This is a genomic window from Shewanella sp. SM68 (assembly GCF_025653925.1).
In the GTDB taxonomy this organism is placed as follows: Bacteria; Pseudomonadota; Gammaproteobacteria; order Enterobacterales; family Shewanellaceae; genus Shewanella; species Shewanella oncorhynchi.
Map to the genome: position 1 here is coordinate 24,167 of NZ_JAKKRU010000015.1, position 13,909 is coordinate 38,075.

14 protein-coding genes are annotated in these 13,909 nt (G+C 43.8%); 11 read left to right on the forward strand and 3 right to left on the reverse strand.

Features of this window, described 5'->3' with window-relative positions:
• Window positions 1-4: 4 nt before the first annotated feature.
• Both nadC and L5M40_RS22590 read left to right on the forward strand, forming a co-directional pair.
• Window positions 5-886 (forward strand): carboxylating nicotinate-nucleotide diphosphorylase, encoded by an 882-nt coding sequence (gene nadC / locus L5M40_RS19675; protein WP_105250404.1) that lies wholly within the window; start codon window positions 5-7, stop codon window positions 884-886.
• A gap of 748 nt (window positions 887-1,634) precedes the next feature.
• Window positions 1,635-2,087 carry a prepilin-type N-terminal cleavage/methylation domain-containing protein gene (locus L5M40_RS22590; protein ID WP_317629678.1) on the forward strand — a complete coding sequence of 151 codons (453 nt, stop codon included), beginning with the start codon at window positions 1,635-1,637 and terminating at the stop codon, window positions 2,085-2,087.
• A gap of 63 nt (window positions 2,088-2,150) precedes the next feature.
• Here L5M40_RS22590 and L5M40_RS19685 read toward each other — a convergent pair whose 3' ends face one another.
• On the reverse strand, window positions 2,151-3,539 hold the full coding sequence (locus L5M40_RS19685) for an O-antigen ligase family protein (protein WP_263257116.1): 1,389 nt from the start codon (window positions 3,537-3,539) through the stop codon (window positions 2,151-2,153).
• 378 nt (window positions 3,540-3,917) lie between these two features.
• Here L5M40_RS19685 and pilB point away from each other — a divergent pair, with 378 nt between their 5' ends.
• The 8 genes from pilB to L5M40_RS19725 all read left to right on the forward strand — a co-directional run bounded on the left by pilB (window position 3,918) and on the right by L5M40_RS19725 (window position 10,939).
• Window positions 3,918-5,627: a type IV-A pilus assembly ATPase PilB gene (gene pilB / locus L5M40_RS19690; protein WP_263257117.1), complete on the forward strand. Its 1,710-nt coding sequence runs from the start codon at window positions 3,918-3,920 to the stop codon at window positions 5,625-5,627.
• A 53-nt stretch (window positions 5,628-5,680) separates the two neighbouring features.
• Window positions 5,681-6,949 (forward strand): type II secretion system F family protein, encoded by a 1,269-nt coding sequence (locus L5M40_RS19695; protein WP_263257118.1) that lies wholly within the window; start codon window positions 5,681-5,683, stop codon window positions 6,947-6,949.
• A gap of 32 nt (window positions 6,950-6,981) precedes the next feature.
• On the forward strand, window positions 6,982-7,908 hold the full coding sequence (locus L5M40_RS19700) for a prepilin peptidase (protein WP_263257120.1): 927 nt from the start codon (window positions 6,982-6,984) through the stop codon (window positions 7,906-7,908).
• Between the two features lie 165 nt (window positions 7,909-8,073).
• Window positions 8,074-8,691 (forward strand): dephospho-CoA kinase, encoded by a 618-nt coding sequence (gene coaE / locus L5M40_RS19705; protein WP_263257122.1) that lies wholly within the window; start codon window positions 8,074-8,076, stop codon window positions 8,689-8,691.
• Window positions 8,684-9,418, forward strand: coding sequence for a cell division protein ZapD (gene zapD, locus L5M40_RS19710; protein ID WP_198573099.1), 735 nt, complete (start codon window positions 8,684-8,686; stop codon window positions 9,416-9,418). Before coaE ends, zapD begins: the two co-directional genes overlap by 8 nt.
• A 73-nt stretch (window positions 9,419-9,491) precedes the next feature.
• Window positions 9,492-9,701 (forward strand): DNA gyrase inhibitor YacG, encoded by a 210-nt coding sequence (yacG, locus tag L5M40_RS19715; protein WP_006083355.1) that lies wholly within the window; start codon window positions 9,492-9,494, stop codon window positions 9,699-9,701.
• Between the two features lie 78 nt (window positions 9,702-9,779).
• Entirely contained in the window at window positions 9,780-10,172 is a 393-nt protein-coding gene (mutT, locus tag L5M40_RS19720) for an 8-oxo-dGTP diphosphatase MutT (protein WP_198573100.1), read from the forward strand.
• A gap of 230 nt (window positions 10,173-10,402) precedes the next feature.
• A complete protein-coding gene (locus L5M40_RS19725) occupies window positions 10,403-10,939 on the forward strand; it encodes a thioredoxin family protein (RefSeq protein ID WP_113940794.1) in 537 nt (178 codons plus the stop codon).
• 66 nt (window positions 10,940-11,005) lie between these two features.
• Here L5M40_RS19725 and L5M40_RS19730 read toward each other — a convergent pair whose 3' ends face one another.
• Complete coding sequence (locus L5M40_RS19730; RefSeq protein ID WP_219255455.1) at window positions 11,006-11,932, reverse strand: exopolyphosphatase; 927 nt, start codon at window positions 11,930-11,932, stop codon at window positions 11,006-11,008.
• Window positions 11,933-13,249, reverse strand: a complete 1,317-nt coding sequence (rhlB, locus tag L5M40_RS19735; protein WP_063884693.1) for an ATP-dependent RNA helicase RhlB — start codon at window positions 13,247-13,249, stop codon at window positions 11,933-11,935.
• Window positions 13,250-13,401: 152 nt separating this feature from the next.
• On the opposite strand from rhlB, the gene trxA reads away from it, so the two are divergent.
• Window positions 13,402-13,728, forward strand: coding sequence for a thioredoxin TrxA (gene trxA / locus L5M40_RS19740; protein WP_105250415.1), 327 nt, complete (start codon window positions 13,402-13,404; stop codon window positions 13,726-13,728).
• The last annotated feature ends 181 nt before the right edge of the window (window positions 13,729-13,909 follow it).

Below are 13,909 nucleotides of genomic sequence, written 5' to 3' on the forward strand. Positions count from 1 at the left end.
GCTTATGTTAGAAAATGATATCCGCCAATCAGTAAAATCTGCCCTCAGTGAAGACTTAGGTGGCACCGAAATCAACGATCAAACCAAAGCCATCGCTTATGGCGACATCACAGCAATGTTGATCCCCGCCGATAAGTACGCTGAAGCCACTTTAATCACCCGTGAAGAAGGCGTTTTTTGTGGTAAAGCATGGGCAGAGCAGGTTTTTAACCAACTCGGTGGTGAAGTCGCACTACATTGGCATGTGGATGATGGCGATCTAGTATTACCCAACCAGCTATTATGTGAATTATCAGGTCCTGCGCGCGCTATTCTCACTGGCGAACGCACGGCAATGAACTTTATCCAAACACTTTCTGGTGTTGCCACCTTAACCAAACATTATGTCGATAAACTGGCGGGGACTCACACTCGCTTGTTGGATACTCGCAAGACAATTCCAGGCCTACGCACGGCACAAAAATATGCCGTCACCTGCGGTGGCGGAAAAAACCATCGTATTGGTTTATATGATGCTTTTTTGATTAAAGAAAACCACATTATGGCCTGTGGCGGTATTCGCCAAGCCGTAGATACCGCCCGCAGCTTGTACCCGAATAAACCCGTTGAAGTCGAAGTGGAGTCACTCGAAGAGCTCGCCTTAGCACTCGACTCTGGCACAGATATCATAATGTTAGATAACTTCGACATCACTAAGATGGTCGAAGCGGTTGAAATGAACAATCAATATAAAGCTAAAGGCGCCGGCGCTAAGCTCGAGGTCTCTGGTAATGTCACCTTAGATACCTTAGCCGAATTCGCCAAAACAGGGGTGGACTATATCTCAGTTGGCGCACTCACTAAGCATGTTCGCGCCTTAGATTTATCACTCAGATTAAAAGCTTAAAACCGCTGGATGTTAGCTGGTAGTGGAATGTTCTCGCAAAGTACCGTAAGCACATTCCACTCATAAAATATTAAGGCGAAATGCATTTTTTTGTAGGACTCCTCCAAACCAAATGTGAAATCGTGCCAGCACTATCATACTCAGCATTCACCCTCACGATTCCCCCACCCCGTCACCATTTCATGTCACCAATTTGACAATATAGAGACACACGCCAGCTAAACAGATATTGTCAAAAAGTTGTTATAACCTAATATGTCGATAAGTTAGCCTTTTATACAAAAACAACACTTTATTAGTACTTTATACTTAATTTTTGTTTCCTTTTACCTAACTTTGTACTAACTTTTACCAAGGCGAGATGGCCGTTTGGTCAACCTCACCTAAGGTCAGCACTGGGATTCTTTTTAAAATTGCCTAGTTCACGTTTTTTGAGAGGCATATTTTTGAAAACGTTAGCCTAAGGTGCGGTTGCCGAAACAATTTATTCAAACAAGCGCTAACCCAGCATTAACTTAGTGCTAATTTAGCAAAACTAGCTTGGATAAATCAGCATGAGTCATTACACATGGGTCATTCAAGATCATCGGTGTACTGTTAATGTTACATAGATCATATAAATGATTTTATTGACATAAATGAGTAATAAAGTTTGATGAGATAACACAATTTATAGAGTAAAACAGCGGTTAGGTTAAACACTCTATTCAACCACAGTAAGTCACTAAATAGTTAGCTGGAGAGAAAAATGAAGGCCATGCATTTAAACAAAAGATTAAACAAAGCATTAAATAAAAAAGCTCAGGGTTTTACCCTGATCGAACTGATGATCGTAGTCGCCATTATCGGTATTTTGGCTGCGATCGCATTACCTGCCTATAAGGATTATGTGACTTCCGCACAAGGTAGTGCAGCAATGAAAGGTATTACTGCATTTACTCAGAAAGTTCAGACTTGTATTGAAACTGGTGTTGGATGCAATACATTAGCAGCGGAAGTAGCTTCAAATAGTAAACTAGGTACCACAATCGCTTTCGCTCAAGACGCTACAGGCACATTAACTTGGACTGATACTAGATGTATACTCACTGCAACATTTGCTGCAGCAACTGACACCACACCCGGCTTAGAATTTGAGATGACAGCAGGGAATGATGATGATTTACCTCTATGCCAAAAAGGTGCTGGTATAGGTAGCTAATTCAACTAAATTCCAAAAGCCCCTGTAAGGGGCTTTTTTGTCGAACAAAAAAACAGTTAAGCGTTAATTGTTGATTAACCCCTGCAACCATAAACGTGGATACATCTGATCTTTCAAATCTGGTTTTGCAAGGCTACTCACTAATATCCCTCCAAAAACTAACACTACCGTGACAGCAACTATCCGCCGTGAAATCGATAACTCTACTACCTTGTTATCACGACAATTAAGTGCCAATATCGCCATCAATAATGCTTGGGATAATGGCATCACAATTACCCCATCAAACATGGCATAAATCCATACCGCACACAGGGAAAATACCAGCACAATATCGGTTGTGCCCGTGTCTATGTCTGAGTCGATGTCGAGGCTTTTGTCGAGGTTTTTGTTAATGCAGCTTTGTGGTTTTGCAGCCAAAAGATCACTCAGCTTTGCCCCCAATAATGTCAGCATCTTTAATATTGCCCGTAATTTCATCACTGACCAACTCGCCAGCAAGATAAACGCAAATACACCAAACTCATATAAAAACTGCAGTAGGGCATTATGGGGATGGGCATTAGGCAAAGGTCGTGCTTCTGCCCATGCAAAACTCATTGGCCCGTAACCTAAGCCAATACGTTCAGGGATCGTTTGTAAAATATAAATCCACATGTCAATGCGACCTGAGCTATTGGTTCTTAATTGCCAAATTGGGCTATCAAAAATAAACAGTGGAATGATAATGATCAGCACCAGCCATAAAAGCGTACCGCAAACCACCGCCTTCAGCATTGGGCGAATAAATGCTTGACCTAAGTTGGCGGGTAAAAAGCGATACACCACAACAGCCGCCACTAACAGTGCTAATAATGCCCCACGAGCCTCTGATTGCAGCAAGATTAACCACAACACACTAAAGGCCAACATGGCTGCCTGCTTATATTTATTGAGTTGTTCAATATAAAAAGATAAGCACAATAGTGGCATCAGCATAACTTGCAACTGATTGAAAAATCTTACATTAATAAAGTCAGCAACTAAAGAATGCACATCGGGCCGATTAGCATCGAGGGCATGAAAAAGCAGTAGCAAAAAAAACTTAACTGAAATACAAACCGAAAAAAATAATGCAAACCAAAAAAAATATTGCGGTACAACAGTTTTGCCTATATCCGCAATCAGTACACCGACGATGTAAAACAAGCAGAGCAACAATAAAAAGTTGGCTAACTCAAGCAATGACCAAAATGTGTGCTTACTATTTAATGCAGAAATAAAACCCAAAATAAATATTGCACTGACAACCCAACATGTGTAAGGAGAAAGTATAGCTATCGGTACAGATTTTCTGTATGAAAGCAACACCATAGCGACCATCACAAATACGATAACTAAAATCCGTTTCAGATCATAAGAGTTACCCAGTCCAGCGAAACCACTGAAATAGCCCGAAAGAAGAGAGCCCATAAAAAAGATGGCAAAAAATAAAAAAAGGATTATTCGAGAAACGGCATGAGAGAGTATCAACTTGAACATCCTTATTGACGATTTAGACCATCGCAATGATTATTAAAAATAATATTATTGATTTTAAAAGGAAACTATATTTTCAAAAAGGACTTTATTCATATAAAACAATAAAAGTCGATTTTAAAATGCCCCCAATCAGAACACTAATAAAGATCCAAAAGTAGAAACTAACAGTACCCGATCGCTAAAGCATATACATCAAACTGCATCTCTATGATGAACATCATTTTTCTTCGATTATTGAGCCTTTATTATATATGACAAATGCTTTTTTTGGCGCTATTATGAGCTACTTTATCAAGATAGGAGTGTGTTATGCCATCTACAGGCCTTCACTTAGGGCTGTCGACCCTTTTTATCCGCAAAGGTCTGCTAAATGAAGAGCAGATGGCTAACGCTATCACTAAATCTCGACAAAACAAACACGCCCTTGTAAGCACCTTAGTTCAAAGTAAGCTAATCTCAGCCCGTGCAATAGCCGAGCTTTGCTATGAAGAGTACGGCACGCCACTACTCGACCTCAATGAGTTTGATCTTGCTTCCATTCCTGAGGACTTCCTCAACAAAAAACTGATTGAAAAGCACCGCTGCTTACCGCTGTTTAAACGGGGAAATCGCCTCTATATAGGCACATCCGACCCGACCAATATTGCCGCCCTCGAAGATTTCCAATTTAGTGCAGGCCTGCACGCCGAAGCGATTCTAGTTGAAGAAGATAAATTGGCTAAAGCGCTAGAAAAAATCCTCGAAGAAGACATCAGCGGCCTAGATTTAGGCGGCATGGATGAAGCGGCACTGGCGAGCATTGAAATTACCGACACAGACAGACGTAATGAAGAGTCCGCAGGCGAGGCCAGCGATGATGCACCTATTGTTATCTATATCAATAAAATTCTAACCGATGCCATTCGTAAAGGAGCCTCGGATTTACACTTTGAACCCTATGAGAAGCGCTACCGCATTCGTTTTCGCATCGACGGTATTTTACACGAAGTCTCTGAACCCCCTATAAGCCTTGCAGGTCGTTTATCAGCGCGCCTAAAAGTAATGTCGAAACTTGATATTGCCGAACGCCGCGTGCCGCAAGACGGCCGAATCAAGATGAAACTTTCCCGCACTAAGTCCATCGACTTTCGGGTAAGTACCCTGCCGACCCTGTGGGGTGAAAAAATTGTAATGCGGATCTTGGATTCATCCTCCGCACAACTGGGCATTGAAAAGCTCGGCTACGAGCCTGACCAAGAAAAACTTTACCTTGAGATGTTGGCAAAACCCCAAGGGATGATTTTAGTTACCGGCCCTACAGGCTCAGGTAAAACCGTCTCCCTCTATACAGGATTAAATATTCTCAATACTGAAGAGCGTAATATTTCTACTGCCGAAGATCCGGTAGAAATAAACCTTGAGGGCGTAAACCAAGTTCACATTAACTTAAAAGCCGGTCTCACTTTCGCCTCTGCTTTACGCTCATTCCTGCGCCAAGACCCCGATGTGGTGATGGTGGGCGAAATTCGCGATCTTGAAACCGCCGAGATAGCCATTAAAGCGGCACAAACAGGCCACTTAGTATTATCGACCTTACACACGAACTCGGCCGCAGAAACCTTGACTCGTTTAATTAATATGGGCGTGCCTGGTTATAACATCGCCAGCTCAGTTAACCTGATTATTGCACAGCGTTTAGCGCGTCGACTTTGCCCCGAATGTAAGCAGGCTGAAATCATCCCCGAGCACGAACTATTACGTTTAGGTTTTGCCCAAGCACAAATTACACAAGGTTTTACCACCTTTAAACCTGTGGGCTGCGAGCATTGCTCCGGCGGCTACAAAGGCCGGGTTGGTATTTACGAAGTGATGAAGATGTCCGATGAGATAGCGCGTACTATCATGGAAGGCGGTAACTCCTTACAAATCGCCTCCCAAGCTAAAGCGCAAGGGATGCGTGATTTACGTCAGTCAGGATTATTAAAAGTAATTCATGGTGTTACTAGCATCGCAGAAGTCAATCGCGTAACGAGTTTTTAAGCGTAGAGTGCTGCAAAAAGCGCCCCGCTTTTACAACCTAACAGAGATTATTTATGGCTACGGCAACAACAGTAAGAAAGTCTCGCGGCAAAAAAAACGAGCAAAAAAGCCAGCCCAAAATCTATACCTTCGAATGGAAAGGCGTAAATCGCGACGGTAAAAAAACGGCAGGGGAGCTTAGAGGTGCAACCGCAGCCGAAATTCGTAGCCAGCTAAAATCCCAAGGAGTAAACCCTAAGAGCGTTCGTAAGCAGTCATCTCCACTATTTAAATTAGGTGAAGCCAACATCACCCCTATGGATATTGCCATGATGACACGTCAAGTCGCGACTATGTTGGCGGCAGGCGTTCCTTTGGTAACGACATTTGAACTACTCGGCCGTGGCCATGAAAAAGCTAAAATGCGGGAATTACTGGGTACTATTTTAACCGAAATTCAATCGGGTATTCCCTTATCCGATGCTATGCGCCCCCATAGACGTTACTTCGACGAATTATATGTTGACTTAGTCGCCGCGGGTGAGCACTCAGGTTCACTCGATTTGGTTTTCGATCGCGTCGCCACCTATAGAGAAAAAACGGAAGCGCTAAAATCAAAAATTAAAAAAGCCATGTTCTATCCTGCAGCTGTCGTCATAGTCGCGCTTTTAGTCACGACATTGTTATTACTCTTTGTCGTACCTCAATTCGAGGAAATTTTTAAGGGCTTTGGTGCAGAACTGCCCGCCTTTACACAACTGGTACTGCATATTTCCCGCGGCTTACAATCCTCTTGGTATATCTTTTTAGCCGCTATTGTCGGCGGCGTATTTTTGTTTGTACGCGCGCACCGAAACTCGCAAATGGTGCGAGATAGAGTCGATGAAGCCGTGCTAAAAATCCCAGCCATTGGACCGATTTTACACAAAGGTGCCATGGCTCGTTTCGCCCGCACCTTAGCTACCACATTTGCAGCAGGTGTGCCGTTAATTGATGGCTTAGAATCCGCCGCTGGCGCATCGGGTAATGCCGTTTATCGCAAAGCCATATTGAATATTCGCCAAGAGGTCATGGCGGGAATGCAGATGAATGTCGCGATGCAAACCACAGGGCTTTTTCCCGATATGTTAGTGCAGATGGTGATGATAGGCGAAGAATCCGGCTCGCTGGATAACATGCTCAACAAAGTCTCAACCATCTATGAAATGCAGGTCGACGATGCGGTTGATGGTTTATCAAGCCTAATTGAACCTATTATGATGGTAGTCATAGGTACTGTGGTCGGCGGGTTAATTGTCGCTATGTATCTTCCTATCTTCCAAATGGGTAAAATCGTCAGTTAATTCATTCGATTCAAATAAAATAAGAAAACTAAATGTCAGAATTTATCTCTCTTTTGGGCCACTCTTTTGATCAGAGTCCTTGGCTCTTTATTACGCTAAGCTTTATTTTTGCCGCCACCATAGGCAGTTTTTTAAACGTAGTGATCCACAGATTTCCTGTGATGATGAAACGAGAATGGCAGCAAGAATGTAATCAGTATTTACAGGAATACCACGAAGATATAGTCAAAAAAATAGGCATAGACCAACTCAATACACCTATAGATAGCTTCCCCGAAAAATATAATCTTGTGGTGCCAGGCTCTGCTTGCCCTATGTGCAAAACGGCGATTAAACCTTGGCATAATTTACCTGTATTCGGTTGGTTAATACTCAAAGGAAAATGCGCCGCCTGTCACGCACCGATTTCCGCCCGCTACCCTATTATTGAATTCATCACAGGGCTACTTGTTGCGACTTTAGCGTGGCACTTTGGTCCAAGCTGGCAATTTGTCTTTGCGAGCATACTGACATTTGTACTTATTGCCCTTACTGGTATCGATCTTGATGAGATGCTGCTCCCCGACCAAATGACGTTACCGTTACTTTGGCTCGGCTTGATCATCAATCTAAATCATACCTTTGCGAGCCCAACCGATGCCATTATCGGTGCGGCAGCAGGCTATTTAAGCTTGTGGTCCATTTTTTGGCTATTTAAGATCCTCACTGGCAAGGAAGGCATGGGCTATGGGGACTTTAAACTGCTCGCCGTTTTTGGTGCTTGGCTCGGCTGGCAAATGCTGCCGCTGGTGATTTTACTTTCGTCCTTAGGCGGAGCAGTTGTCGGCATCACTATGATTGTCAGTAAACGCCTCAAGCAAGGTAATCCCATCCCATTTGGGCCTTATATTGCTGCCGCAGGCTGGATAGCCTTGCTATTTGGACAACAGATTGTTGATTGGTATTTAGGAACTCTATAGAGCGGACTTCGTCCTTCTAGGGTGCAGCAAAAAAATGCAGCGGCTAGAAAATGCAGAACGGGCTTCGCCCTTATAGATTCTCGCAGGACAAAGAAGTCCGCCTTAGCAGCGAAGCGCTCTAGCTCCTAGTAGAGATGCGTCCTTCTTGGCTTTTAAGAGAAAGTTATGTCCAAATTTATTGTTGGTTTAACGGGTGGGATTGGTAGCGGTAAAACGACTGTAGCCAATTTATTCGCCGCAGAAGGCATTACCTTAGTCGACGCCGATATCGTTGCCCGCGACGTTGTCGCTCAGGGTTCAAAAGGACTTGAGGCCATCGTTAGCCATTTTGGCATTGAGATGTTAACGCCTGAGGGTGAACTCGATCGCGCCAAACTGCGGCAACGGATATTTAGCCACCCTGAAGAACGTAAATGGTTAAACCAGCTATTGCACCCCATGATCCGCCAAGAAATGCTAGCGCAGGTAGAAAAAGCAACCTCAGCCTATGTAATTATGGTCGTACCCTTGCTATTTGAGAACGGGTTAGATAGGTTAGTCAATCGGACTTTAGTGGTGGATATTTCGCCTGAGTTGCAAATCAGCCGCACCATAAAAAGGGACAATGTTGATGCATCTCAAGTAAATAACATCATTAACAGCCAATTGAGCCGCAGCGAAAAACTCGCCCGAGCCGACGACATTATTGATAATCAGGGAGAGATATCAACCTTAAAACGAGAGGTGCTAGCATTGCACCAACGCTATTTACAACTATCTGGTACTCATAACGCCCATGACTGAATTAGTTTACGAACAGCCCCTAAACGAGAAAATTCGCAGCTACTTGCGGCTCGAATACCTCGATAAACAGCTGCAAAGTAACCTAAGCAATGACCACCAACATAGATGTTTTTATCCGCTGTTTTCCCTCTGTGAATTATCTGAACGCTGCGATTATCGCAATGAAGTATTAAAAGATATTGAGCGGCACTTGCTGCAACTGAACAAATGGCAAGAATTAGATCACGTCGACCACCAGCAAATCAATATCTATATCAATGCCCTCACCCAAGCCCGCGAACCGTTACAAAAGCCTGAACGCTTCGGCAGCCAATTAAAACAAGACAAATTTATTTCCGCACTACGACAACGCTTCGGCATGCCAGGCGCTTGCTGTAACTTCGACCTACCGCAACTGCATTATTGGCTATCTAAACCTTGGGAAGAAAAACAGCACGATTATCGCTCTTGGATAGCGCATTTCGAACCCTTACTTACCCCGATCACGTTACTACTTCAACTTACTCGTAGCACGTCCCATTACGACAATGCCATTGCCCACGCAGGCTTTTATCAGGGCGACAGTGCCCAAGCACTTGCTTTGGTAAGGGTTAAAGTCGATGCTTCCCACGGGTGTTATCCTACGATTAGCGGCCATAAAAACCGTTTCGCTATCCATTTTGTGCAGTTTGAACAACAACGCCACTCCGACCGTTCAATTGATTTCTTACTGGCTACCTGTGCATGAAGCCTTTACACTAATGGCCTGAAAGACATTCGTATTGGCGGCCGCTTTATCGCCGTTAACCAAGAGAACAATTATGCCATTGACCGTTAACTGCCCTATTTGCAAAGCCCCTGTCGAGTGGGTGCCACAATCTGCATTTAAACCTTTTTGCAGCGAGCGCTGTAAGTTGATCGACCTCGGCGATTGGGCGTCAGAAAAACACGTCATCCCAGTCAAAGCCGAATTTGATCCAGAAGCATTTGATGAATTTGATCTCGATGAAGGCGATTTTTTTAAAGAGTAATTTTGGGTTTACACACGAATAACTCAGCTCAAGCCTTTAATGCACTTACCTTTACCCACTCATTAATCGATAAATATTATGACTAAACGCATCCATGTTGCCGTCGGCATTATTACTAACTCGGCCGGTGAAATTCTGTTGGCAAAACGCCCAGATCATTTACATCAAGGTGGGAAATGGGAATTTCCTGGTGGTAAAGTTGAGACAGGCGAAACTGTCACTCAGGCATTGATCCGTGAACTCAAAGAGGAAGTCGCGCTCAATGTCACTGATAGTCAGCCATTTATGGCGTTGAGTTTCGACTATCCCGATAAACAAGTGCTACTCGATATCCATTCAGTCACAGAATTTAACGGCACAGCTCAAGGCCTTGAAGGTCAGCTTATCGCTTGGGTCACTAAAACCGACTTAACCAATTACGACTTCCCAGAAGCTAATAAGCCTATTCTTGAAAAAATTCTGGATCAGTAATCCAGCAATTTACCTTATCCTCTCAATGTGTTCTGTCCCCGAATCACAATTCGGGGATGAAATTTTTCAATGCCTTAACTCCGAAAAACATGTAATTATGTGATCGTTAAGCTTATAAATATTAGCAATGCGTGATCTTGCTTGCAGCAAATCAATTAATCGCTTTAATCGTATCCAGAATAATGTTTGAATCGAATTTCATTCTTTCTCTTCGATTTCGAGGGCGCATCATGCACAATAACGTTAAGGCATTCCTAGCCACTACCGCCTTATTTTTTAGTTGTCAGGTACTAGCCAATGGTGGCTGTGGATTTGAAGAACAACAACAGGGTTTAATTGCGACCTGCAGTGAGGAGAAACAAGAAGTGATTTTAACTGGTATAGTAGAAGCACAACATTTAGTCACAGATCTCAATGAGTTTGCTGAAGGGTATAAAACCTATCAAGTCGATACCACTGCAATCACCCCGCTTAAAAGCATCACTGAACCTACAGAAATTGTTGTGATCATTGGTACTTGGTGCCCAGATTGTCACCGGGAAACGCCGCGCTTTATCCGTATTATGGAAGAAGTCGCTAATCCCAATATTAAAGTGACCTATATTGGTGTCGACCGAACGAAAAAAGATCCAGAAGGCTTAGCCGCAAAATACGACTTTACCCGCATTCCAACCTTTATTGTGCTGCAGCAAGGTAAAGAAGTTGGCCGCATCGTAGAGCGTCCAACGGTTTCCTTAGAAAAAGATCTCGCCGATTTATTGAAATAATCGCCACAGTACAAACAATAAAGGCCGCATCGCGGCCTTTGGTTTTTATCATGTTTCAATAAAATATTAGCTGACTTCGTCAATAATCCGCTGAGCTAACATCACTAAAACACCTTCACGTAATGCGCCGCCAGATAAGGCTAAATGCTCGATCCCCAGCAACTCAAACAAAGCCAATAGAATAGCGACACCCGCAGCAAAAGTCGGTGCTCGCTCACTGCAAAGCCCAACAATCCCCATTAAGCTAATATCTTCTTGAGCGAGGATCTCAGCCTTCAACTGAGTAAGCACATCGAGTGTGATAGTTTCAGATAACCCTCGGTGTAGTAACACTTCTACCACGGACTGTACAGCGCCGGAGGCACCAACGACACAATGCCAACCAAGATCACGTAGGGTTTGTCTATGCTCAGCTAATGCGGTTAGCACTTGCTGCTTAGCATCATCGAAATCTAACTGCTGCAGCGGCAAACTGCTGAAAAATTGGCGATTATAAGTCACGCTACCAAAGGGCAAACTGGTTTTGAACAGCACTTGATGCCCATCGCCAATGATAAACTCTGTACTCGCCCCACCGATATCAATAACCAAGCGACGGCCTTGACCACAAGTGGTCGCCACCATACCTTGATAGATGAGCTCTGCTTCACGCATACCAGAGATAATTTCGATCGGATGACCTAAGAGTGGCAATGCACGCTGATTAAACTCATCAGCATTGCTAATACTGCGAAGAGTTGCAGTTGCAATCACAGCAACATGGTTTGCTTCAATCTTATGTTGCACCAACATCTGGGCAAACATACTCAAACAGTCGAGGCCGCGCTGCATGACATCGGGGCTTAATTTGCCATCGTTGCCTATGCCTTCGGCGAGCCTCACCTTGCGTTTATATTTCGCAATAATATGCGGCTGACCACCACGCGTTTTGGCGATCAGCATATTAAAACTATTTGAGCCTAATGTTATAGCGGCATAAGCGGGTGTTGGCATTTACGAATGTCTACGTGTCCTATCATGACGAGGAGGGCGAGCACCACTGCGTTGAGCACCTGGGCGGCTTGCCCCTGAACGATCACGCAAGTTTCGAGTGCCGCTAGGGTGTTTACGGTGGATCTTCGCTGGCGTAGGAATATCGGCCAGTAAAGCTTCACTGTCGTAGTTACTTACTGGAATCGAATGATTGATGTAGCTTTCGATTGCAGGCAAGTTCAATGCGTACTCTTCACAGGCAAAGCTTATCGACATGCCTTTATTACCCGCACGACCCGTACGACCGATTCGGTGAACATAGTCTTCGCAATCATCAGGTAAATCATAGTTATACACGTGTGAAACGTCAGAAATATGTAAACCACGAGCCGCAACATCAGTAGCAACCAATATATCTAGTTGGCCACTGGTAAATTGCTCAAGGATACGAATACGCTTTTTCTGTGGCACATCACCCGTTAATAAACCCACACGATGTCCGTCACCTTCAAGCCAAGACCAAAGCGTTTCACAACTGTGCTTAGTGTTGGAGAAAACGATGGCTTTTTCTGGCCAATCTTCTTCAATCAAGGTCAACAGCAAACGCATCTTCTCTTCTTGGGAAGGATAGAAGATTTCTTCTTTGATGTTTTTGGAGGTTTTTTCTTCGGGGGCGATTTCAACTTTAACGGGCTCATTCATATGATCATAAGCCAGCTCTTGTACTTTCATGGACAAGGTTGCCGAAAATAACATATTAAGACGTTGATTTGCCTCAGGCATACGTCTAAATAAGAAGCGAATATCTTTAATAAAACCAAGATCAAACATACGATCGGCTTCATCAAGTACCACAGCCTGAATTGAATTCAAGCCAATAATACCTTGGCGAACGTAGTCGATAATTCGACCCGTTGTACCAATCAAGATATCAACACCTTGATCTAATACTTTACGCTGCACATCGTAACTTTCACCGCCATAAACAATACCCACCTTTAAGTGTGTATGCTTAGCGAGTAAAATCGCATCTTTGGCAATCTGAATCGCCAGTTCACGAGTCGGGGCCATAATGATGGCGCGGGGCTGATTAATCAGTCGCCCTTCAGGTATGGGAGTCGATAATAAATGATTAAACGTGGCGACCAAAAAGGCCATTGTCTTACCAGTGCCCGTTTGTGCTTGGCCTGCGATATCTTTTGATTGGAGTAATACAGGCAGTGATAACGCCTGGATCGGCGTACAAAATTCGAAGCCGTTCTCGGCAAGGGCCTGTTTAACCTCAGGATGTAGAGGTAGGTCGGCAAACCTTTGGGTAGATAGATGTGTTTCGCTCATAGCGCAAGCTTACCTGTTGAGGTTGCAATAAGATACTCGATCGTTTGAAATAGCCACATTGTAAAAAGGTAACTTGAAAAGCTATTTTTCAGCCCCAATATACATGGTAAGCCATTAACAAACCAGCAATGGCACCCAAACTGGAGAACATCATGAGCGATAAAATTATATACCTGAGTGACGACAGCTTCGAAAACGACGTATTAAAGTCTGATTTGCCAGTATTGGTAGACTTCTGGGCCGAGTGGTGTGGTCCTTGTAAAATGATCGCTCCAATTTTAGACGATGTGTCTGAAGAATATGCAGGTCGCTTGACTATCGCTAAATTAAACGTTGACCAAAACAATGTTTCTCCAGCGAAATATGGCGTTCGTGGCATCCCAACTTTACTGCTATTCAAGAACGGCGAATTAGCCGCGACTAAAGTTGGCGCACTCTCAAAAACGCAATTGAAAGAGTTTATTGACGCTCAAATCTAATTTGACGTCGTAATGAGTGACCTCCGGCACAAGCTATAAATTAATTGTGCCGGAATTTCCCTAAATTTCTGGACGCCCCGCTTTGTTAGTGCTACTTTAATAACCAGATTCTTTCTAATAACCTCTTCTCGCTCGTCAATCACTATCCTGAATTACATCCTTACTGATTGATCGCGGTAAG